Raw genomic sequence first — 22,932 nt, forward strand, 5'->3', positions numbered from 1 at the left:
GGTCGATGTTGGCATTGGTTGATGCAACGGCAGCGAGCGCGCCGCGTGATTGCCGGAACGCGCCCCGTGATCCGGTTTTCCCGTTTAAACTGGCGAACTTGATCGCAGCGTCGATCGTAGCGGTTTCGCTCGCGGCTCGACTGGCCGCGCAATGTTGTTCGTGTTCATGGCCGGAGACGCTTCACTGCAATGGCTTGAGCAGTGCCCCGTCCGTGTCACTGGCGTAATGATGAATTGCGGCATTGAAGCTTTATCGGTTGCGGCTCGACCGGTAGCTTTTAGCCCCTCGCGGGCGTGCGGCCTTGACGGCGAACGTCATGGTCCCGCGCGCTGTGGACTTCGGTTCGTATCGGGGAATTTTTTCATGACGGAAAAAAAATCGATCTGGCAGGGACTGGCCGTGCGCGGCGCACTCGTCACCCTGCTTTCCATCGGTTCCGCGGGAGCGTACGCGGACCAGTTCGGCGTCCAGTTCGCGGCCGGCGTTGCCGACCATGACGTGAAGAAACTGGATCTCGGCGGCGTGTGGGACCCGGGCCTCCAGTGGTGGCACTTCGCCGGCTTCCATTTCACCGTGGTCGGCGAGGCGCACGTGTCGTACTGGGACCTGCAGGCCGACGACGCCGTCCGGCGCAATATCTGGGAATTCGGCTTGACGCCGGTATTCCGCATCATCAAGGACACCGGGTGGATTCGCCCGTACTTCGAGGCCGGCGCCGGCGTGCGGCTGCTTTCGCATGCGCGGCAGACCCCGGATCGCACGATGTCCAGTTCCTTCCAGTTCGCCGATATGGTCGGCGTCGGCGCGCAGTTCGGCGAACACCAGAACTACCAGGCCGGCTTCCGCTTCCAGCATCTGTCGAACGCCGGCATCAAGAAGCCGAACCCCGGCATCAACTTCAGCCAGATCTACGTGCAGTACAACTTCTGAAGCCGGCCGCGCGGGTGGCATACTGTGGCGCAGGGTGCATCAGGCGCCGCCGGCCGCCCGCGAACGCGATGGCCGGCCGCGCCGCCGAACCGGCAGGAGAAGGGCATGGCAACCGGCAGTCAACTCACGCTGTACGCGAACCGCAACCAGCGCAGGGGCAATCACACCGTCGTCGAGTGGATCCTTGAGACCGCGAAGACGGCCGGCGTGCACGGCGCGACCGTCGTCGAGGGCAGCGAGGGCGTCGATGCGCGCGGCCGTTTTCATGCGGCGCGTTTCTTCGAACTCGCGGACGAGCCGGCGGTGGTCGTCGTCGTGTCCGACGACGCGGCCATCGACGCGCTCGTCGCGAAGCTCGCGCAGGGCGGCGTCAAGCTGTTCTACACCCGCACGCCGATCGAGTTCGGCCATCTAGGCGACGCCTCCTGAGCCCGGCGCTGCGCGCATTGCCGCGCAGCCGCTTTCTTTCCTCGCGACCCGCTACACTTGTCGGCGATCGATGCGGCATGGCAGCATGCCGCGCGTGACGACGTCACAGGCAGGTGTCATCAATGGGCGATGCGCGGCATCGCGGGAATGGAGTGGGGAGCAGCGAATGGCAATCGAATCCGTAGGTATCGTCGGCGCGGGCACGATGGGTAACGGCATCGCGCAGGCCGTCGCCGTCGCCGGCCTGAAGGCCGTGATGATCGACGTCAGCGACGACGCGTTGAAGAAGGGCGTCGCGACGCTCGCGCACAGCATGGAGCGGCTCGTGTCGAAGGGCAAGCTCGACGCGGCCGTGCGCGACGCGGCGCTCGCGCGCATCGAGACGTCCACCGACTATCAGCGTCTGGCGAGCGCCGACCTCGTGATCGAGGCGGCGACCGAGAACGCGGAACTGAAGACGCGCATCCTGAAGCAGATCGAGGCGGCCGCGCGGCCGGACGCGATCATCGCGTCGAACACGTCGTCGATCTCGATCACCGCGCTCGCGACGACGCTCGCGAACCCGTCGCGGTTCATCGGGATGCACTTCTTCAACCCGGTGCCGATGATGCCGCTGGTCGAGGTGATTCGCGGGTTGCAGACCGGGGCGGATACTTTTGACGCGGTGCGCGAGCTGGCGCTGCGGCTGGAAAAGACGCCGATCGGTGTCAAGAACGCGCCGGGGTTTGTCGTGAACCGGATTCTGGTGCCGATGATCAACGAGGCGTTTTTCGTGCTGGCGGAAGGGACCGCGTCTGCCGAGGAGATCGACGCGGGGATGAAGCTCGGCGCGAATCATCCGATCGGGCCGCTGGCGCTGGCGGATCTGATCGGGCTCGATGTTTGTCTGTCGGTGATGGACGTGTTTTTGAAGGACTTCGGGGATTCGAAGTATCGCGCGTGTCCGCTGCTTAGGGAGATGGTGGCGGCGGGGCGGTTGGGGAGGAAGACGGGGCACGGCGTTTACGATTACGGGAAGGGGGCTTGAGAGCGGGACAGTTTTAGAGAGAACGCGGCGGGTAGGTGACGGCCGCGTTTGTTTTTCGCGTGGGCACTTGCTTCGTATGCTCACCATGTCCGAGAGTTGGGCGTTATGGCCATCTTCGGCGCAACGGCACATGATGTTGACCCATCGCAGACACTGGGTTCACCGCTACACTAGCGATCGTGTACATATTGGCGTTGACCACGCATGCATTGAAATCCTCAGGCTATGTTTTGAGAGATTGCATGCGGCTTCTTGTTTCGTGCGTCCCCGGCCTCTTCGGCGTCAAGGCGAGAGTCTAGCCACGAAGCAACATTCAGTACCGCTTCCGGGTGCGAATGCGTTGAGTGAACCATTGTGCCATCGGTTTGAGGCGCGAATTTCAGTACCTGATGAGGTCCTGCCGGTGTTTCGGACGAGGAAACGAGGATCTCCGGACAGAAGATCAGACGCCAGTCGCCGAAAGCTATCGCTTTCGCAGCAGCCAGCCAAAATGAGAACGTGACAATCGGCAGGGCTGCCGCCACCAGCACCGGCGGATCGTCTGTAGACGAGTGAAACCTCTGCATTACGTGAACCGCGATAGTTACTCCCAGACCTATCAAATTCACCGCCATCCAAATCTTCGATACCGATGGAAAAAAAGCCACATAGCCGATAGTGCAGATAAAAAAGACGTAGGCCGCCACATAAGGCCAGTGAAACTTGCTCTTGGCCAACTTCGCGGCGGCTTTGAGCTGGGATAGGACGCCAAAGCAGGCTTCGTGCAGAAAACTCACGAATCTTAGCCCAGAGTCGGCCTCGTCACCGATAGCGTGGTAGATCTGGACATCCCGTAAGTCCATCATTTCGTTCGCCACCTTCAATTCTTGGGCATACGAACGGCGACAGTATTTTGACAGTACCAATTCCACAATAAACGCGATAATTGAAGCTATGATTAGCGCGTCCGGTAAATATGCGTTGAAACGAAAGAGCAGGGTCGCGGCGGTGACCGGAATCAAGGTGGCAAATATAAAACCGATGCTGTTCAGGTAGATGAAATTCCCTGCCGTACGATTGATTTCCCTGCGGAAAATAAACGGCGTCGATAGCAAACAGACCCCATGAATTTTGCTCGCGATCTCAGGGTATAAGTGGGACATTTCACGGACAATGTTGCCGCCATGGCTGTGCGCGACGATGTAGTGTCGCCTGCTAGGCGAAGCTTTTAGCTTTTGGGCCAAGGCCTGAGCAGCGCGACTGCGTGCTGCAGGAGAGTTTTTTCCGCTCCAGGAGAAGCGCGCAATTTTCACCTTGTGTTTGATGCCCTCGATCGCCTTTCGCATCTCCGATCCAGGCAGCGTCCACGGCGCGCGGCGTTCAAACGTGCCATGCACGAGATGAACGGTCACCTCTGCTGTATCCGCGGGATCGTCGTCGCATGTGTCCTCGGTTGGCTTGAATCCGAATATCCGTCGCGAAACGGCACCGACGACTCGAAGACTCTTGCGTGCCGCCATAGTTACCACATAAGAAGCAGACGCTAGTGTTAAAAGAATCGCCACAGGAACGGTCAACAGACCGATAACAACGGTCTTCGCCGCGTAGCCTGCGGTACCGGCGCGATGCATGGAGATGAAATAGATAATTGAAGCGCCGAAGAGAGCGCCTATGGCGAAAATAATACCCATCCACAGCACTAGAATAGACTCTATTAATAATATTATTAAGCTCGTCACGGAATGGTCCCTATTTGCCAATTTATATAAATATTAACGATTGTATGTAAAATACTGCGTAATTAATTGTGGGGGAACTTTTCTGTCAATCTGTAAGGAATTATCTTTTTTATGCTTACCCGGTAAGCAAGTGCTCAGAAAAGGCATGCGGCTCCACTACAGAACCACGTGTTCGGTCTGATAGAGCCTGACGGCGGAATCCAAAGCTCTCTATTTGCCAGCAACCTGGATATCCCTCACCCCCGCACCCCCACCCGATACTGCGTAACCTGCCGATAAGTCATCCCAGGCCGCAGAATCACTTCGTCTTTGAGCGGCGCATCCATATTGACCTGATCGGGAAACCCCCCGGCTTCGAGACACATCCCCGCATGCTTCACGCAAGCCGCGCCATGCCTGCCAGGCGCACCGGCAAGATAGTTACCCGTATAACACTGCAACCCCCGCTGATCCGTAGCGACGGTCAACTCCCTCCCGCTCCCAGGCTCGTAAACCCGGGCGACAGTCCGCACGGCCTCGCCGCCGCGCCGATCCCGCAACACATAACAATGATCGAACCCACCGGCCCTGGCCAGTTGCGCATGCGGCCAATCGAGCCTCGCGCCAAGCGGCGCCCCATGCCGAAAATCAAACGCACTCCCTGAAACATCCGCGACCCGCTGCGGAATCATCTGCGCATCGACTTCAAAAAACGCATCCGAATCGATCATCAGCATATGCCCGCGAATATCGGTCCCCGGCTCCCCGGTGAGATTGAAATACGGATGACTCGTCAGATTCAACGGCGTAGGCGCATCCGTAACGCCTTCATAATCGATCGTCAGCGTGCCGTCGTCGTCGAGCGAATACCGCACCCGCACGCCGACGTTCCCCGGAAACCCCGCATCCCCCTCCGGCGATTCGAGCCGCATCACCAGCGCCCCCTGATCCTCCTCGACCTGCCACAACGCGCGATGAAACCCGCTCGCGCCGCCATGCAGCAGATTCCCGCCTTCGTTGCGGTCGAGCGCGTGTTCGATGCCGTCGAGCGTGAAGCGCGCCGCCCTGATGCGGTTCGCCCAGCGGCCGATCAGGCCGCCCATGTAGGTCGACGCGGCGCAGTAGTCGGCCGGCGTGTCGTGGCCGAGCACGATGTCCGCGAGGCGGCCCGCGCGGTCCGGCGCGTGCCACGACACGAGCGTCGCGCCGAGGTCGCTGATCGCGACTTTCATCCCGTGCGCGTTGCGCAGCGTGTAGAGCCGCACCGGGTCGCCGCCGGGCAGCGCGCCCCACGGTTCGGAAGAGAGTCGGGCAGTGCTGATCATGGGAGCGAGAGGTTCGGACGGAATCATCGGACGCGGGACGATTTCAGTTGGCGGAGGACGGGGCGACCTGTTCCTGGTATTCGCGCGGGGTGCAGCCGAGTTCGCGCTTGAACACCGCGTACATGTATTGCAGCGAAGTGAAGCCGCAGCGGATCGCGACTTCGGCGCTCGACGCGTCGCGGCTCGCGAGCAGCGCCTTCGCGGCGTCGAGCTTGTGGCGCAGGATCTCCTGGTGCACGGTGCATTGCAGTTCGCGGCGGAAATGCTCTTCGAGCGACGAACGCGACACGCCGACGTAATCCGCGACCTGTTCGGTCTTGATCCCCTGGCACGCGTACTGGCGGATGAAGTGCCGCGCGCGCATCACGTGCGGGCTCGACAGCGGTTCGTGCCGCGTGGATTCGAGCACGTTGATGCCGACTGGCGGCACGAGGATGCGCTGGCCGGGAAACCGCGCGCCGCGCAGCATCTGGTGCAGCAGGTGCGCGGCGGTGCGGCCCATTTCCTCGGTGCCCTGGATCACGGACGACAGCGGAATGCGCGTCAGCGTGCGCGTGAGCGGATCGTTGTCGATGCCGATGATCGCGACCTGCTCGGGCACCGGAATGCCGGCGGTCAGGCACGCCTGCAACACGTGCCGCGCGCGGCCGTCGGTGACGGCGATCACGCCGACGGGTTTCGGCAGCGCGCGCAGCCACTCGGTCAACTGCTCGATCGACTGGTTCCAGACCGGCGCGCTGGTCGGCAGGCCGCGATGGATCTGCGCGTCGAGTCCTTCCGCGCGCAACAGCTTCTCGAACGCGAGTTCGCGCTGCTGCGCCCAGCGGTTCTCCTGCGCGGCGGGCAGGCTGTACATCGCGAAGTTCTGCAGGCCGGCGCCGATCAGATGGGTCCAGGCGAGCGACACGAGTTTCTCGTTGTCGGTCGCGATGTACGGCACGTCGGACGGATAGTGCGACGGGTCCTCGAACGACGAGCCGACCGCGACGACGGGCAGCGGCGAGCCGCGCAGCGCGTCGGCGACGGCGGGGTCGTCGAAGTCGGCGATGATGCCGTCGCCGGCGAAGCGTTCGATGCCCGCGAGCCGGCAGCGGAAGTCCTCTTCGAGAAAGAGATCCCACGCGACGCGCGTCGAGCGCAGGTAGTGGCCGATCCCGGTGATGATCTCGCGGTCGTACACCTTGTTCGCGTTGAACAGCAGCGCGATGCGGTGCGGCGTCTGGGCGGAAGGGGCGCGGTTCATGTCCTCTCCTGCGCGGGTTTGCCCTGGGTGTTCGCGGGGCATTGGGTGTCCGCGCAATCGTCTCCGTATGTAGGCTGATGCGTCGCGCGCGGCGCTTGTCTGCCGCGCGGCGCGGCCGGCACGGCGGCCGGCGTTTTTTAAGCGTCCGGTTATTCTAGGCCGACAATCGTCGCCGCGTGCAGCGCATCGCAGTGCGCTGGCAAGAAACATTAGCGTCGCCGCGCAATTTCGCAATTGCCCCCTGTTACGGGGCGCGGGCAGTATGGCGTCGAACGACAGGCGGGTATCGCTCGCGTGCAGCGCACGATGCGCCGCGACAAGAAAATCAATCAACCTGCATGGGATCAGGGTAAGCACCAAGGCGTCAACCCGGATCGACACGGCAATCATTTACGTGGGACCGGAGTAAGCGCTGAAGCGCTAACTCTGATCGACAGCTTTACATGGGATCAGAGTAAGCGCTGAAGCGCTAACTCTGATCGACAGGTTTTACATGGGACCGGAGTAATCGCTAAAGCGATAACTCCGGTCGACATAGGAGACAACACAGCATGTCGTACTTCGAACACATCCCGGCCATCCGCTACGAAGGCCCGCAGTCGGACAACCCGCTCGCATTCCACTACTACGACCGCACGAAGAAGGTGCTCGGCAAGACGCTCGAAGAGCATCTGCGCATCGGGGTCTGCTACTGGCATACGTTCGTGTGGCCAGGCCTCGACATTTTCGGTCAGGGCACGTTCCATCGTCCGTGGCAGCAGCCCGGCGACGCGATGGAGCGCGCGAAGCAGAAGGCCGACGCGGCGTTCGAATTCTTCTCGAAGCTCGGCGCGCCGTACTACACGTTCCACGACACCGACGTCGCGCCGGAAGGCAAGGACCTGAAGGACTACACCGAGAACTTCGCGCGGATGGTCGATTACCTCGAAGCGCGTCAGCAGGCAACCGGCGTCAAGCTGCTGTGGGGCACCGCGAACCTGTTCTCGCATCCGCGCTACGCGGCGGGCGCGGCGACGAGTCCCGATCCGGAAGTGTTCGCGTATGCGGCGACCCAGGTGCGCCACGCGCTCGACGCGACGCAGCGGCTCGGCGGCGAGAACTACGTGCTGTGGGGCGGCCGCGAAGGCTACGACACGCTGCTGAACACGGACCTCGCGCGCGAGCGCGAGCAGTTCGCGCGGTTCCTGTCGATGGTGGTCGAGCACAAGCATCGCATCGGCTTCAAGGGCACGCTGCTGATCGAGCCGAAGCCGCAGGAGCCGACCAAGCACCAGTACGACTACGACGTCGCGACGGTGCACGGCTTCCTCACGCAATACGGGTTGCAGAATGAGATCCGCGTGAACATCGAGGCGAATCACGCGACGCTCGCGGGCCATTCGTTCCATCACGAGATCGCGACGGCGTTCGCGCTCGGCGTGTTCGGCAGCCTCGATGCGAACCGCGGCGATCAGCAGAACGGCTGGGACACGGACCAGTTTCCGAACAGCGTCGAGGAACTGACGCTCGCGTTCTACGAGATCCTGCGCCACGGCGGCTTCACGACCGGCGGGATGAACTTCGATTCGAAGGTGCGCCGCCAGAGCGTCGACCCGGAGGATCTGTTCTACGGCCATATCGGCGCGATGGACGTGCTCGCGATCGCGCTGGAACGCGCGGCGGCGCTGGTCGAGAACGACCGCCTCGAACAGTTCCGTCGCCAGCGTTATGCGGGCTGGGACACGGAGTTCGGCCGCAAGATTCTCGCGGGCGGCTACTCTCTTGAGACGCTTGCCGCCGACGCCGCCGCGCGCGGCGTGAATCCGCAGCATGCGAGCGGTCAGCAGGAACGGCTCGAAAACGTCGTGAACCAGGCGATCTACGCGCCGCGCTGAACGTCGCGCGGCACGCGCCGGGCCATGAGCGGTCGAGCGGTCCGGCGCGAACGAAGTGGGTCCGTCGGCCGTCGATCTCGCGACAGGGCGAGATCGAACGGCCACGGCGCGCAGCAGCGCGAATAAAAAGGATGGAGACATGTTCATCGGTATCGACCTCGGTACGTCCGGCGTCAAGGCGGTGCTGCTCGACCGCGACGGCGCGGTGCGCGGCAGCGCAGTGGCGCCGCTCGTCGCGAGCCGGCCGCAGCCGCGCTGGTCCGAGCAGAAACCCGCCGACTGGTGGGACGCGACGCGCAGCGCGCTCGGCGCGTTGCTGACGGGCGCGCGCGCCGAAGGCATCGACGCGGCGCAGATCGAGGCGCTCGGCCTGACCGGCCAGATGCACGGCGCGACGCTGCTCGACGCGCAAGGCAACGTGCTGCGCGACGCGATCCTGTGGAACGACGGCCGCTCGGACGCCGAATGCGTCGAACTCGAACGCGCGGCGCCGGAGCTGCATGCGATCGCGGGCAATCTCGCGATGCCGGGTTTCACCGCGCCGAAGCTGCTGTGGGTGCGCCGTCACGAGCCGGATGTGTTCGCGCGGATCGCCCACGTGCTGCTGCCGAAGGACTACCTGCGCTACAGGCTGACCGGCGGTTTCGCGACCGATCCGTCCGACGCGGCCGGCACGCTGTGGCTCGACGTTGCGAAGCGCGACTACAGCGACACGCTGCTCGCCGCGTGCGGGCTGTCGCGCGAGCAGATGCCGGCGGTCTACGAAGGCAACCGCGTGACCGGCACGCTGCTGCCGCAGGTCGCGCGCGAATTCGGGCTGCGCGAGATTCCGGTGGTCGCCGGCGGCGGCGACAACGCGGCGGGCGCGGTCGGCGTGGGCATCGTGCGGCCGGGGCAGGCGATGCTGTCGCTCGGCACGTCCGGCGTCTATTTCGCGGTGTCGGACGGCTTTCTCGCGAATCCGGCGTCGGCGGTGCACAGCTTCTGCCACGCGCTGCCCGACACATGGCATCTGATGTCGGTGATGCTGAACGCGGCCGGCTGCATCGACTACACCGCGCAACTGACCGGTTATCCGGACGTCGCCGCCTTGCTCGCGGACGCCGAGGCGAACGCGCGCGACGCGCGTCCGTGGTTCCTGCCGTATCTAAGCGGCGAGCGCACGCCGCACAACAACGTGAACGCGAAGGGCGTGTTCTACGGCCTCGCGCCGCAGACGACCCGCGCGGACCTCGCGAACGCGACGCTCGAAGGCGTTGGTTTCGCGCTGCTCGACGGGATGGACGCATTACACGCGGCGGGCCTCGTGCCCGACGACATCACGGTGATCGGCGGGGGCTCGCGCAGCGCGTGGTGGACGCAGATGCTCGCGGACTTGAGCGGCCGCTCGCTGACGCTGCGCGCGGGCGGTGAAGTCGGCCCGGCGCTCGGCGCGGCGCGGCTCGCGCATCTGGCGCTCGCGCCCGATGCGCCGCTCGACGCGGTGTGCCCGCAGCCGCCCATCGTCGCGGTGCGCGAGCCGGACGCCGCGCGCCATGCGTGGTATCGCGACGCGCGCCGTCCGACCTTCCAGGCGCTCTATCGCGCGCTCGAACCAGTATTCGCAACCGGCGCATGACGCGACGCGCGAGCGTCGCCGTGCGCCGGTGAAGAGAAGCCGCGCGGCCTTATGCAGCCGCACGGCAAACGGGCAGTCCTGTGGAATCGCCGCAGCGTGGCGAAGCGTGAACGACCTCCGGTGGTTCGCGTCCTCGCAGCAGTCGTCGCGCCGGCCAATGATCTGGTTGTTCCGACCATCAAGAGGAGTGGAGACATGAAATTCGCAACACGTCGTTCGGTTCTGGGGTCTCTCGTCGCCGGCGCGGTGCTCGCCAGCCTGTCGCTCGCCGCGCCGCTCGCGCACGCGAGCAAGGACAAGCCGGAGATCGGCTTCTGCATCGACGACCTGCGCGTCGAGCGCTGGTCGCGCGACCGCGACTACTTCGTCGCGGCGGCCGAGAAGCTCGGCGCGAAGGTGTCGGTGCAGTCGGCCGACGCGAGCGAGGAGCGGCAGATCTCGCAGATCGAAAACCTGATTTCGCGCGGCGTCGACGTGATCGTCATCGTGCCGTTCAACTCGAAGACGCTCGGCAACGTCGTCGCGGAAGCGAAGAAGGCGGGCATCAAGGTCGTGTCGTATGACCGGCTGATCCTCGATGCGGACGTCGACGCGTACATCTCGTTCGACAACGAGAAGGTCGGCGAACTGCAGGCGCAGGGCGTGTACAACGTGCAGCCGAAGGGCAACTACTTCCTGCTCGGCGGCGCGCCGACCGACAACAACGCGAAGATGCTGCGCCAGGGCCAGTTGAAGGTGCTGAAGCCGGCGATCGACCGCGGCGACATCAAGGTGGTCGGCCAGCAGTGGGTGCCGGAGTGGAGCGCGTCGACCGCGCTGCGCATCACCGAGGACGCGCTGACCGCGAACAACAACAAGATCGATGCGATCGTCGCGTCGAACGACGGCACCGCCGGCGGCGCGATTCAGGCGCTCGCCGCGCAGCACCTCGCGGGCAAGGTGCCGGTGTCGGGCCAGGACGCGGACCTCGCGGCGGTGAAGCGCGTCGCGGCCGGCACCCAGACGATGACGGTGTACAAGCCGCTGAAGCTGATCGCGGGCCAGGCCGCGAAACTCGCGGTCGATCTCGCGAAGGGCGACAAGCCGGACTTCAACGCGCAGTACGACAACGGCAAGAAGAAGGTCGACACGGTGCTGCTGCAACCGACGCTGCTGACGAAGAGCAACGTGGACATCGTCGTGAAGGACGGCTTCTACACGCAGGCGCAACTGGCGAGCCAGTAAGCGCGCCGCCGTCGGCGGACGAACGCGCGCGGGCGGTTGCGCCGCGCGCGTTTTGTCCGCGGACGGTGAACCGGCATGAAGCCGAACCTGCAGCCCGGCATGTAACCGGGAATGCAAGCGGCCTGGAAACGCAAATAAGCGGACACAGGCGGACACAAGCGGACACAAGCGAATGACCGAACCCCTGCTGACGATGCGCGGCATCGTCAAGTCCTTCGCCGGCGTGAAGGCGCTCGACGGCATCGACCTCGTCGTGCATCCCGGCGAATGCGTCGGGCTGTGCGGCGAGAACGGCGCCGGCAAGTCGACGCTGATGAAGGTGCTGTCCGGCGTGTACCCGCACGGCACCTGGGACGGCGAGATCCTCTGGGAAGGCGCGCCGCTGAAGGCGGCGAGCGTGCGCGACACCGAGCGCGCGGGCATCGTGATCATCCACCAGGAACTGATGCTCGTGCCGGAACTGTCGGTCGCGGAGAACATCTTTCTCGGCAACGAGATCACGCTGCCGGGCGGCCGGATGAACTACGCGGCGATGTACCAGCGCGCGGACGAACTGCTGCGCGAGCTGCGCATCGACGCGATCAACGTCGCGCAGCCGGTGATGAACTACGGCGGCGGCCACCAGCAACTGATCGAGATCGCGAAGGCGCTGAACAAGCGCGCGAAGCTGCTGATTCTCGACGAACCGTCGTCGTCGCTGACGTCGACCGAGACGAAGATCCTGCTCGACATCGTGCGCGACCTGAAGCGGCGCGGCGTCGCGTGCGTGTACATCTCGCACAAGCTCGACGAAGTGGAGGCCGTCTGCGACACGGTCACGGTGATCCGCGACGGCCGGCACGTCGCGACCGAACCGATGAAGGACCTGACCACCGACCGCGTCATCTCGATGATGGTCGGCCGCGAGATCCGCAACCTGTTTCCGCGCGAGCCGCACGAGATCGGCGACGTCGTGTTCGAGGCGCGCAACGTGACCTGCTACGACATGACGAACCCGCGCCGCAAGCGCGTGGACGACGTGTCGTTCAAGCTGCGGCGCGGCGAGATTCTCGGCGTCGCGGGCCTCGTCGGCGCGGGCCGCACGGAGCTGATGCAGGCGGTGTTCGGCGCGTATCCGGGCGCGAGTTCGGCGACCGTGCTGCTCGACGGCCGGCCGCTCAACATCCGCTCGCCGCTCGACGCGATCCGCGCGGGCATCGCGATGGTGCCCGAGGACCGCAAGCGCCACGGGATCGTGCCGCAACTGGGCGTCGGCCACAACATCACGCTGTCGGTGCTGCACCGCTTCGCGAAGCGCGGCCGCATCGACGCGGCCGCCGAACTCGACACGATCCACACCGAGATGCAGCGGCTCGCGGTGAAGGCCGCGCATCCGATGCTGTCGATCGCGAGCCTGTCGGGCGGCAACCAGCAGAAGGCGGTGCTGACGAAGATGCTGCTGACCGACCCGCAGGTGCTGATCCTCGACGAGCCGACGCGCGGCGTCGACGTCGGCGCGAAGTACGAAATCTACAAGCTCGTGTTCATGCTCGCGAAGCGCGGCGTCTCGATCATCGTCGTGTCGTCCGAGTTGCCGGAAGTGCTCGGCCTGTCCGATCGCGTGCTCGTGATCGGCGAGGGCGAGTTGCGCGGCGACTTCGTCAACGACGGACTCACGCAGGAACACATTCTCGGCGCCGCGATCCAGAGCGCGAAGCGTCCCCCGCATCCAACCGCAGCGAGTGCAGCATGACACCCGACGTCACTTCCCGGCCGGCGGCCGGCGCGCAAGGCCGCCCAGGCGGTTCCCGGCAATTCCAGCAACTGTTTTCGCGCTACAAGATCCTCGCGCTGCTGCTCGCGGTCGCCGCGATCTGGGTCTTCTTCTCGGTGCTGACGAACGGCGCGTTCATCACGCCGCGCAACGTGTCGAACCTGCTGCGGCAGATGTCGATCACCGGCATGCTCGCGTGCGGGATGGTGTTCGTCATCATCGCGGGCGAGATTGACCTGTCGGTCGGCTCGCTGCTCGGGCTGCTCGGCGGCGTCGCGGCGATCCTCGACGTGCAGCGGCAATGGCCGATCGGCGTGACGGTGCCGGCCGTGCTGCTGCTCGGCGTGCTGGTCGGCCTCTTCAACGGCTGGTGGTCGACGTACCGGCGCGTGCCGTCGTTCATCGTCGGGCTGGGCGGGATGCTCGCGTATCGCGGCATTCTGCTCGGCGTGACCGGCGGCTCGACCATCGCGCCGGTGTCCGATCCGTTCGTGTTCCTCGGCCAGGGCTACCTGCCGCGCCTCGTCGGCGATTCGCTCGCGGTCGTGCTGTTCCTGCTGCTCGCGGTGCTGACCGTGCGCCAGCGCGCGAACCGCCGACGTTATCAACTCTCCGTCGTGCCGGTGTGGCAGGACGCGGTGAAGATCGTCGCGGCCGGCGTGGTCGTGTTCGCGTTCGTCGCGACGCTCGACCGTTACGGCGGCATTCCGGTGCCGGTGCTGCTGCTGCTCGCGCTGCTCGGCATCTTCTCGTGGATCGCGACGCAGACCGTGTTCGGCCGCCGCATCTACGCGGTCGGCTCGAACCTCGAAGCGACCCGGCTCTCCGGCGTGAACACGAACCGCGTGAAGCTCGCGATCTTCGCGCTGATGGGGCTGATGTGCGCGTTCGGCGGGATCGTGAACACCGCGCGGCTCGCGGCGGGGTCGCCGTCGGCCGGCTCGATGGGCGAACTCGACGCGATCGCCGCGTGCTTCATCGGCGGCACGTCGATGCGCGGCGGCTCGGGCACCGTGTACGGCGCGCTGATCGGCGCGCTGGTGATGGCGAGCCTCGACAACGGGATGTCGATGCTCGACGTCGACGCGTACTGGCAGATGATCGTGAAGGGCGGCATCCTCGTGCTCGCGGTGTGGATCGACGTGGTGTCGGGTTCGAACCGCCGTTGAGCGGGTCGCAGGTTCGCATTTCACGATTCTCCGGCCGGTTTTCCACATGAATTTTGTATGCGGAAAACCAGCCGGATTACGGATTTTATGATTGATGTTTTATGAATCCGGAAGCAATTAAGATGCCGAAAACGTCGGCCGCGAATAAAGCACTTCTTTATTTTTAACCGGATTGGGCCGGTCACTTAAATAAAACGATCTTCTGACAAATTTCCTACAATAATTTACAGTTCTCCGATCTTAAAAATCCGGCGTACTGATTAACATCGGCAGGCGAAGCAGCGAGCGGCCAGTCCGGTGTCGAACGGTTATCGAAAAAACCTGTTGGTTTCAGGCCCGCCTGCCGTGCGGATGCACGGTTGCTCTCCCTTCGCATTCGAAACGGATTGGGGAGCGAGATCGTGGGACATTCCAGCAATTTCAGTGATTTTTATGCGGCGGTATCGGAGACCGCGCGCCGCATGCGCGGCGGCAGGTTATCCGGTATTGTGTCGATCCGGCATTTGATTGTGCATGCGGCATTCGTCGCATTACAGGGCGGCGTTGCGGCTGCGCACGCGCAGGTTCTTCACAATTACAGCGTGAATTCGACCAGTCCGTCCACCGACACCAATTACAACAACGGCGGCGCAACCGGCGCGAATGCGCTCGCGGCCGGCACGAACGCGGGCGCGACGGGCGCGGGCAGCGTGTCGGTCGGCAACGGCGCGAGAACGTCGCAGGCCGGCGACGTCGCGCTCGGGCAGGGCGCGACCGCGAGCGGCGCGAGCGGGGGCTCGCCGCAGACCGGCGCGGTCGCGCTCGGCAACGGCGCGCGCGCGGTCGGCTCGGCCGTGATCGCGATCGGCGCGGGCGCGGGCGTCGGGGCGAGCGCGCTGAACGCGTACAACGTGTCGATCGGCCCGTCGGCCGGCATCAACGTGAATGGCAGCTACAACCTGCTGACCGGCAACAACGCCGGCGCGAACACGGTGGGCAGTTACAACATCGCGTCGGGCGACGGCGCGGGAACCGGCATCACCGGCAATCACAACCTGTCGAACGGCAACTTTTCCGGCGCGAACACGGTCGGCAACCTGAACATTGCGACCGGCTACCAGGCGGGCACAGGCGTGCGCGGCAGCTACAACCTCGCGAGCGGCTACTCGGCCGGCTACAACGTGGCCGGCAACCACAACCTCGCGAGCGGCATCTACGCGGGCCTGTCGGGCAACGGCAGCTTCAACACGATCAGCGGCGCGGGCGCCGGCGTGTTCGTGACCGGCAGCAACAACGTGGCGCTCGGCAGCGGGGCGGGTACGCGCTCGTCGTTCACGTATGCGGCGGACGGCACCGTGATCGGCAGTTCGATCACGTCGCTTGTGGTCAGCAACACGGTCGCGGTCGGCAACGCGGCGGTCGCCGGCAGCGACGAAGCGGTCGCGATCGGCGACGCCGCGGCCGCGAACGGCGCGGGCGACATCGCGCTCGGCCAGCGCGCGCTGACCGGCGCGGTCGGCGGCAGCGCGGCGAACAACATCGCGATCGGCGTCGGCGCGCAGGCGACCGGCGGCGGGTCGATCAGCATCGGCGCGGGCAACGTCGTGAGCGGCGCGAACTCGGGCGCGTTCGGCGACCCGAGCGTCGTGTCCGGCAGCGGGTCGTATTCGGTCGGCAACGACAACACCGTCGCGACCGACAACACGTTCGTCGTCGGCAACCACGTGACGACGACCCAGGCCAACAGCGTCGTGCTCGGCAACGGCTCGACGGACCGCGCGGCGACCACCGTCAGCAGCGGCACGATCAACGGCACCACGTATGCGTATGCGGGGCCGGGGTCGGCGGCGAACGGCGTGGTCAGCGTCGGCGCGGTGGGGGCGGAGCGGCAGTTGATCAACGTCGCGGCGGGGCAGGTCAGCGCGACGAGCACCGATGCGGTCAACGGCTCGCAGCTGTACGCGACGAACCAGGCCGTGGACAGCCTCGGCACGACCGTGAACGGGATCATGACCGGCGGCGGCATCCGTTATTTCCACGCGAACTCGACGCTGGCCGATTCCAACGCGGCGGGCGCGAACTCGGTCGCGGTCGGGCCGGCCGCCGCCGCCTACGGCGACGACAGCATCGCGCAGGGCCGCGATGCGGTGGCCGGCCTCGCCGGCGCGCCGGCCGCCGCGACTGGCGACGTCGCGATCGGCGCGGGCGCGAGCGCGACCGGCGGGTCGTCGACCGCGCTCGGCACGAACGCGGCGGCGTCCGCGGCGGGCGGCGTCGCGCTGGGTGCGGGGTCGGTCGCGACGCGCGCGGCCGGCAGTTACGTGGACCCGGTGACCGGCGCGAGTTTTTCGACGCTGATGGGCGCGGTGTCGGTCGGCGCGCCCGATGCGCTGCGGCAGCTCGTGAACGTCGCGCCCGGCACGCAACTGACCGACGCGGTGAACCTCGGCCAGTTGCAGGGCGCGGTTTCGTCGGTGAACGAAACGTTCGAGACGCGCATCCAGCAGATCATCAACCAGGGCGGCAGCGGCGGGGGCGGCGGGTCGTCGTCGAACACGACGATCGCGGGCAATCCGGAGAACTACGTGCCGCCGTCCGCGACCGGGACCAACTCGGTGGCGGCCGGCAGCGGCAGCGTCGCATCGGGCAACGGCAGCACCGCGCTCGGCGACAGCGCGCGCGCGACCGGCGCGAACTCGGTCGCGATCGGCGCGAATTCGGTCGCCAGCCAGGCGAACTCGGTGTCGGTGGGCGCGCCGGGTTTCGAGCGCACGATCACGAACGTCGCGCCGGGCGTGAACGGCACCGACGCGGTGAACCTGAACCAGTTGAACAGCGGCCTCGGCAATCTGCAGAACCAGATCACGGACAACCGGAAGGCCGCGTATGCGGGCGCGGCGGCCGCGATGGCGGTCGCGGGGCTGCGCTACGACGAGCGGCCGGACAAGATCTCGGCCGCGGCGGCGACCGGGTATTACCACGGGCAGGTGGGCGTCGCGATCGGGGTCGGCGGCACGTCGAGCAACGGGTTATGGCGCGTGAACGGCGGGTTGACGCTCGCGCCGACGCTCAGTTCGCCGGATGTGGGGTTCGTCGTGGGGGTGTCGCGGACGCTTAATTGAGCGGTGGCGCGCGTGTCCGGTTCGCGGCGTGACGGGGGAGGTCACGCCGCCGGTGCGGGTTTGCGTGTCGTTGTCTTTGGCGCTGGCGGTATTCGTCTATCTCGATCGTGCCGCCTGACCAGTCCATCAGCGCGCCGAGGTCCCGGACGCGCTTTCCCGCTTTCGTTGTTCCGGTAGCAGAAGCATTGCATCTGCGCGGCAAGCGCGTTCAAGCTGTTTGCACAAGTGCTCAATCGCTCGCGCAGCGAATGCAGCGGCGTGACGAACCGCGACGTCAAACATCGCCGCCCCGTCCTCCTTCGATCCTCCACCACCCCGGCAACAACGCCCGCACCTCCGCGCGCGCAAACCGGTCGTCGAGCAGATGCACGACTCCGCGATCGCGCTCGGTGCGGATCACGCGGCCCGCGGCCTGCACGACCTTGCGCAGCCCCGGAATCAGATACGTGTAGTCGAAACCCGCGCCGTACAGCGTGTCCATCCGCGCGCGCAACTGCTCGTTGACCGGATTCACCTGCGGCATCCCGAGCGTCGCGATGAACGTGCCGATCAGCCGCGTGCCGGGCAGGTCGATCCCCTCGCCGAACGCGCCGCCGAGCACCGCGAAGCCGATCCCGCAGCCGTCCTCGACGAAACGCGCAACGAACGCGTGCTGCGCGGCTTCGTCCATCGTGCGCGACTGCCGCCACGTAACCACTTGCGGATGGCGCGCGACGAACGCGTTCGCGGCCCGCTCCAGGTAGTCGTAGCTGCTGAAGAAGCACAGGTAATTGCCCGGCCGCGCGTCGTACTGCGTCGCGATGCGTTCGACCAGCGCGTCGAGCGAACGCTCGCGGTCGCGATAGCGCGTCGAGATCCGGCGCGCGACGTGCACTTCGAGCTGGTCCGCGGCGAACGGCGCGTCGATGTCGAGATGGACGGTGTCGGCGGGCAGCCCGAGCATGTCCGCGTAGTAGTGCGACGGCGCGAGCGTCGCGGAGAACAGCGTGACGCTGTGCGCGGCCGCGATCCGCGCGCGCAGCGCGCCGGCCGGCACGACGTTGCGGATGCATAGCGTCGTGCGCGGCCCGCGCCGTCCGCGTGTCGTTGGCGCGGCGATGGGCGTCACGTCGAACAGCGACTGCGTATCGAAGCGTTCGGCGATGCGCACGAAATGCAGCGCGTCGAAATAGAAGCGTTCGAGTTCGGGATCGCGGAGCAGGGCGGGCTCGGCGGGTTCGGCGAACTGGTCGCCGAGCGCCGCGATCAGTTCGCCGAGCGCGGCGAGCAGGTCGGACGGCAGCATGTCGGTCGCGCGATAGACGCCGGGCTGCACCGCGTTCAGCGTATTCCAGTGACGTTGCAGCCGGGTCAGCGCGCGTTTCACCGGCGCATTCGCGCTGTGCCGCACCGCGTCGATCTGCGTCTGCGCGAGTTCGGCCGAATACATTGCGCGCGCCCGTTCGGGCAGGTTGTGCGCCTCGTCGACGAGCAGCGCGGTGCACCACTGGTTGTGCGCGGCGAGCATGAACAGAATCGCGCTCGTGTCGAAGTAGTAGTTGTAGTCGCCGACGATCACGTCGCTCCAGCGCGCGAGTTCCTGGCCGAGGTAATACGGGCAGACGCGATGCTCGCGCGCGACGTCGGCCAGTGTCGATCGATCCAGACGCCGATGTTCGAGGGCGGCCGCGCGCGCGGCGGGCAGGCGGTCGTAGAAGCCGCGCGCGAGCGGACACGATTCGCCATGACACGCGAGGTCCGGGTGCTCGCAGGACTTGTCGCGCGCGACGAGTTCCAGCACGCGCAGCGGCAGCGTCGCGCCGTCCGGCTGCGCGGCGGCCAGCGTGTCGAGCGCATCGAGCGCGAGTTGCCGGCCGGAGCTTTTCGCGCTCAGGAAAAACACCTTGTCGAGCGCCGCGCGCGGCGCGGCCTTCAGCATCGGGAACAGCGTGCCGATGGTCTTGCCGATGCCGGTCGGCGCCTGCGCGAGCAGGCAGCGTCCTTGCGACGCCGCACGCCACACCGCCTCCGCGAGTTCGCGCTGGCCGCGCCGGAACGACGGATGCGGCAGCCGCAGTTGCGCGAGCGCCGCGTCGCGCGTCGCGCGATGCGCGCTTTCCTGTTCGGCCCACGCGACGAAGCGGCGGCACTGGTCGTCGAACGCGCGCTTCAGTTCGGCGGCGCTCGCGTGTTCGACGAGGGCGGTTTCGCGTCCGGAGCCGACGTCGTAATAGACGAGCGCAAGCTCGATCGAATCGACGCGCTGGCGCTCGCACATCAGCCAGCCGTAGACGCGCAACTGCGCCCAGTGCAGCGCGCGCTGGTTCTCGCGCATCGAATCGAGGTCGCCGCGATAGGTCTTGAACTCTTCGAGCCGGTGCGCGGCCGGATCGTAGCCGTCCGCGCGGCCGCGCACGGTCAGCGCGCCGAACGTGCCGCTGAGCGCGATTTCGGTTTCGTAGCCATTGGGGCGGCGGCTCGCGATCGCGAGGTGTCCCGCGCGTCCTTCGTTCGCGTCCGGCGACGGCGTGAAGCGCAGGTCGAGGTCGCCGCGCTTCGCAGTGAATTCGCACAGCGTGCGCACCGCGACCGTGTACGTCATCGCGCGGCTCCGGCGGGTTCGCGATGCGCGTCGGCGGCGTCGTGCACATCCTCCGCATATGGGTCTGCTTCGGACCAGCGCACCTGCAACACGGACACCGGCATCCGATGCGCGACGCAGTACGCGAGCCAGCGCCGCTGGTTGTCCTGCAGCCGGTCGCCGGGGCCTTTCACCTCGACGAATTCGTAGCGGTGTTCGCGCGGCCAGAAACGCACGAGGTCGGGCAGGCCCGAGCGGTTCGTCTTGAGGTCCGCCAGCAGCCGCGCGAACCACAGCCGCAGATGCGCGGCCGGCAGGCAGTCGAGCGCGAGATCGAGCAGAGCGGGCGTCAGCGCGCCCCACGCGACGAACGGCGACTGGGTGCCGGCCTTGTCGCGATGGCGGCGCACGATCGTGTCGCGGTATGCGTCGCTGTCGAGTTCCGCGAGACACGCGTCGAACAGCGCCGCGCGGCGGGCGACGAAGTCGGGCGCATGCAGGTCGGCGGGACCGCGCTGGAACGGATGGAAGAACGCGCCGGGCAGCGGCGCGAACAGCGCGGGCCAGCACAGCAGGCCGAACAGCGCGTTGATCAGCGTGTTCTCGACGTAGAACGCGGGCGAGTCCGCGGACGACAGCCACGCGCGCGCCGCTTCCTCGACGCGGATCGCCGGGTCCGGCGCGGGCAGCACGATTTCGCGGATCACCAGCGATGCTTCGTTCGCTGCGGGAGCGGCGTCCGCACGATCCGGCGCCGCGCCGCCGCCGTGTTTGCCGTGTTTGCCGCGCCTGCCGTGCAGGCGGCCGAGCGTGCGCGTCGCGCGTTGCGCTTCCTCTTCGTTCGCGGGCGACGCCGCGATCTGTTGCGCGAGTTCGAGCGCGTCGTCGCGCCGGCCGAGTTGTTCGAGCACGCGGATGCGCCGGTAGCGCGCGTCGGGGTGCGCGCAGTCCGCATACGCGCGCCACGCGATCGACGGCTCCCGCAGCCGCTCCGCGTGCTGGCCGGTCGCGTAGCGCAGCCTGTCGTGCCGCGCGCGCAGCCACGCGTTGTCGTGCGTTTGTGCGGCGAGGCGGTCCAGCGTGTCGAGCGTGGCGTCGAGCGCGCTCGCGACGTTCGACGGTGCCGCCGGCGCGGCCAGAACGGTTTCCAGCGCGTCGCGGCAGTCGCGCAGCGCGAGATACGCGTCGATGTCGTCGCGCCGGCGAAACGCGCGCGACGCGTCGTCGAACGCGACGCGCTCGTAGCGGAATACGCCGAGATCCGCGAGCACGAATTCGGACCAGTCCTGATGCAGATTGCCGAAGAACATCAGCCGCAGCCGTTCGCACAGCGGCGCGACCGCGAGATGCAGCACCGCGTCGGCGGAATCCGGATACCAGTGTTGCCACGCGCGCGGCGCGAGGTTCGCGGCGCTCAGCGTATCGACGAGTTGCGCGCGCGTGGGGCGCGGGCCGGTTTCGATGCGGAGGTTCGCGGCGAGCGTCTGCAATTCGGCTTTCGTGACGAGCGGCGCGAGCGCGTCGAACGGGAGCGCGGGCGCGTCGTCGAGCCAGCCCGCCGCGACGAGCGGCGCGGCTGCGCTCAGAGGGCAGCCGATTTCGGCGTAGTCGAGGCGGGATACGCGGAAGCACGGCCCCTTGCGCATCAGCATCCGCACGAGCAGCGCCTGCGCGGCGCGGGGCGTGTCCGCGAAACCGTCGGCGAAGCGGCGCTCGGCGTCGTCGAGCAGGTCCGCGCAGCGCGCATCGAGCCACGCGAGCGCCCGCTGGAAGTTCGCAAGGTAATAGAACGGATCGGGCGGCGGAGCGTACACGCGAGGCACTGTATGGATATACAGGCGCGATGATAGCAGGCGGGAAGCGGAGCGGTGGGGCGGGTGAGTTACGAGGAATCGGCGGAACACGCTAACCCGTGGATCGGGATGGGCGTGAAGCCGAAAGGCCCGCTGACCGGCGATGTAGCCTGCGGCGGGCGAGTTTGACGACGCAACCGGGTACGAAGAGCCGGCGGAGCGGGGCGGCCCGCAGCCGGAAAGGGCCGTTGGAGAGCGCTCGAAGCGATAACCCACTGCCCGGCGACCGGCACGGCAGGCCGGAGCGGCGCGGAAAGCGATAGCGCAAGCCTGTGCGATGCCCCCTGCCGCCTGCCATCGGCCGCCGATACCGCCCGGCCCCAAACGACCCGTAGGCTACAATTGCGCGAGCCTGAAAACGGAACCTTCATGATCAAACGGAACGCCAGCATCGTCGGCCTCGCGGCCGCTGCCGCCCTGCTCACGGGCTGCGCCGCGCAGTATCGCAATCCCGCTTCGTGCGTCGCGGAGATGCGCAGCCGGCTCGGGGATACGTCGCTCGGCGAGTTGTCGGTCACGAATCGCGCGGTGTCGTATCGCGGCCAGCGCGTGGTGATCGAAGGGACGCTCAAGCCGGCGGCCGCGTCTGCAACCGCTTCGACCGGCGGGGCCACGGCGGCGAAACCGGCGTCGGCCGCGCCGGGACAGCCGGCAAGCGGCACGGCCGACGCGGGCGCGCCCGCGAGCGGCGCGGTCAGTCATGCGGATGGTTCGTCCGGCGCGACTCGCGCGGCGACTGCCGCCGGCGCCGCAAGCGCGACGGCTTCGACCGGGTCTTCGACTACGCCGCTCGCTACGACCCGCGCGGCCACGCCCACCGCCGCGTCGCAACCCGCGCCGGCTCACCCGAGGACGCCGATCGGCGCGCTCGTCGCGCATTTCTCGCAGCCGCGCAAGACGACGCCGACCGCGGCGGAGTGCACGTTCGACGAGTCCGGCCTGACGTCGTTCCGGTGGATCGCGCCAGCGGATCTCGCGAAAACGACGGCCGCGCGTCCGGCAAGCCGCAACGACTGACCGCCAGGCGCGGTGACGCCCCGCGCGGACGACCGGTCCGCCCGCGCGGGAACGCCAGCGTCAGCAACACCACGCCGAAACAATGCTGCGCGCCTACCCGCGCGGCAGCGC

General features: G+C 66.7%; 15 protein-coding genes. 10 read left to right on the plus strand and 5 right to left on the minus strand.

Annotation, left to right across the window (positions count from 1 at the left end; genetic code table 11):
- Nucleotides 1-364: 364 nt before the first annotated feature.
- The 3 genes from BLV92_RS06560 to BLV92_RS06570 all read left to right on the plus strand — a co-directional run bounded on the left by BLV92_RS06560 (nucleotide 365) and on the right by BLV92_RS06570 (nucleotide 2,387).
- The gene (locus BLV92_RS06560) at nucleotides 365-931 is read left to right on the plus strand and encodes an acyloxyacyl hydrolase (protein ID WP_090543332.1); all 567 of its coding nucleotides are present in this window, start codon (nucleotides 365-367) and stop codon (nucleotides 929-931) included.
- Between the two features lie 105 nt (nucleotides 932-1,036).
- Entirely contained in the window at nucleotides 1,037-1,360 is a 324-nt protein-coding gene (locus BLV92_RS06565) for a DUF190 domain-containing protein (RefSeq protein WP_090543334.1), read from the plus strand.
- Nucleotides 1,361-1,526: 166 nt separating this feature from the next.
- Nucleotides 1,527-2,387: a 3-hydroxybutyryl-CoA dehydrogenase gene (locus tag BLV92_RS06570; protein WP_090543336.1), complete on the plus strand. Its 861-nt coding sequence runs from the start codon at nucleotides 1,527-1,529 to the stop codon at nucleotides 2,385-2,387.
- 218 nt (nucleotides 2,388-2,605) lie between these two features.
- Here the strand turns inward: BLV92_RS06570 and BLV92_RS31410 are convergent, their stop codons facing one another.
- The 3 genes from BLV92_RS31410 to BLV92_RS06585 all read right to left on the minus strand — a co-directional run bounded on the left by BLV92_RS31410 (nucleotide 2,606) and on the right by BLV92_RS06585 (nucleotide 6,652).
- Complete coding sequence (locus BLV92_RS31410) at nucleotides 2,606-4,057, minus strand: lipase family protein (RefSeq protein ID WP_143040650.1); 1,452 nt, start codon at nucleotides 4,055-4,057, stop codon at nucleotides 2,606-2,608.
- A gap of 284 nt (nucleotides 4,058-4,341) precedes the next feature.
- Nucleotides 4,342-5,409, minus strand: a complete 1,068-nt coding sequence (locus tag BLV92_RS06580; RefSeq protein ID WP_090546876.1) for an aldose epimerase family protein — start codon at nucleotides 5,407-5,409, stop codon at nucleotides 4,342-4,344.
- Between the two features lie 43 nt (nucleotides 5,410-5,452).
- Nucleotides 5,453-6,652: a XylR family transcriptional regulator gene (locus BLV92_RS06585; protein ID WP_090543340.1), complete on the minus strand. Its 1,200-nt coding sequence runs from the start codon at nucleotides 6,650-6,652 to the stop codon at nucleotides 5,453-5,455.
- A gap of 551 nt (nucleotides 6,653-7,203) precedes the next feature.
- Here BLV92_RS06585 and xylA point away from each other — a divergent pair.
- From xylA to BLV92_RS32870, 6 genes are all read left to right on the plus strand, one after another.
- Nucleotides 7,204-8,526: a xylose isomerase gene (gene xylA, locus BLV92_RS06590; RefSeq protein WP_090543341.1), complete on the plus strand. Its 1,323-nt coding sequence runs from the start codon at nucleotides 7,204-7,206 to the stop codon at nucleotides 8,524-8,526.
- Between the two features lie 139 nt (nucleotides 8,527-8,665).
- The gene (gene xylB / locus BLV92_RS06595; protein ID WP_090543344.1) at nucleotides 8,666-10,144 is read left to right on the plus strand and encodes a xylulokinase; all 1,479 of its coding nucleotides are present in this window, start codon (nucleotides 8,666-8,668) and stop codon (nucleotides 10,142-10,144) included.
- Nucleotides 10,145-10,339: 195 nt separating this feature from the next.
- Nucleotides 10,340-11,368, plus strand: coding sequence for a D-xylose ABC transporter substrate-binding protein (xylF, locus tag BLV92_RS06600; RefSeq protein ID WP_090543345.1), 1,029 nt, complete (start codon nucleotides 10,340-10,342; stop codon nucleotides 11,366-11,368).
- Between the two features lie 172 nt (nucleotides 11,369-11,540).
- Nucleotides 11,541-13,100: a D-xylose ABC transporter ATP-binding protein gene (xylG, locus tag BLV92_RS06605; protein WP_090543347.1), complete on the plus strand. Its 1,560-nt coding sequence runs from the start codon at nucleotides 11,541-11,543 to the stop codon at nucleotides 13,098-13,100.
- Nucleotides 13,097-14,290 carry a sugar ABC transporter permease gene (locus tag BLV92_RS06610; RefSeq protein WP_090543349.1) on the plus strand — a complete coding sequence of 398 codons (1,194 nt, stop codon included), beginning with the start codon at nucleotides 13,097-13,099 and terminating at the stop codon, nucleotides 14,288-14,290. The genes xylG and BLV92_RS06610 overlap by 4 nt, the downstream gene beginning before the upstream one ends.
- A 581-nt stretch (nucleotides 14,291-14,871) precedes the next feature.
- Nucleotides 14,872-17,391 carry a YadA family autotransporter adhesin gene (locus BLV92_RS32870; protein WP_280141392.1) on the plus strand — a complete coding sequence of 840 codons (2,520 nt, stop codon included), beginning with the start codon at nucleotides 14,872-14,874 and terminating at the stop codon, nucleotides 17,389-17,391.
- A 274-nt stretch (nucleotides 17,392-17,665) separates the two neighbouring features.
- Here the strand turns inward: BLV92_RS32870 and BLV92_RS06620 are convergent, their stop codons facing one another.
- Both BLV92_RS06620 and BLV92_RS06625 read right to left on the minus strand, forming a co-directional pair.
- Complete coding sequence (locus tag BLV92_RS06620) at nucleotides 17,666-19,972, minus strand: ATP-dependent DNA helicase (protein ID WP_090543353.1); 2,307 nt, start codon at nucleotides 19,970-19,972, stop codon at nucleotides 17,666-17,668.
- Nucleotides 19,969-21,765 (minus strand): VRR-NUC domain-containing protein, encoded by a 1,797-nt coding sequence (locus BLV92_RS06625; RefSeq protein WP_090543355.1) that lies wholly within the window; start codon nucleotides 21,763-21,765, stop codon nucleotides 19,969-19,971. The genes BLV92_RS06620 and BLV92_RS06625 overlap by 4 nt, the downstream gene beginning before the upstream one ends.
- A gap of 408 nt (nucleotides 21,766-22,173) precedes the next feature.
- On the opposite strand from BLV92_RS06625, the gene BLV92_RS06630 reads away from it, so the two are divergent.
- Nucleotides 22,174-22,821: a hypothetical protein gene (locus tag BLV92_RS06630; protein WP_090543357.1), complete on the plus strand. Its 648-nt coding sequence runs from the start codon at nucleotides 22,174-22,176 to the stop codon at nucleotides 22,819-22,821.
- Nucleotides 22,822-22,932 lie beyond the last annotated feature (111 nt).

The organism is Paraburkholderia caballeronis (genome assembly GCF_900104845.1).
GTDB lineage: Bacteria > Pseudomonadota > Gammaproteobacteria > Burkholderiales > Burkholderiaceae > Paraburkholderia > Paraburkholderia caballeronis.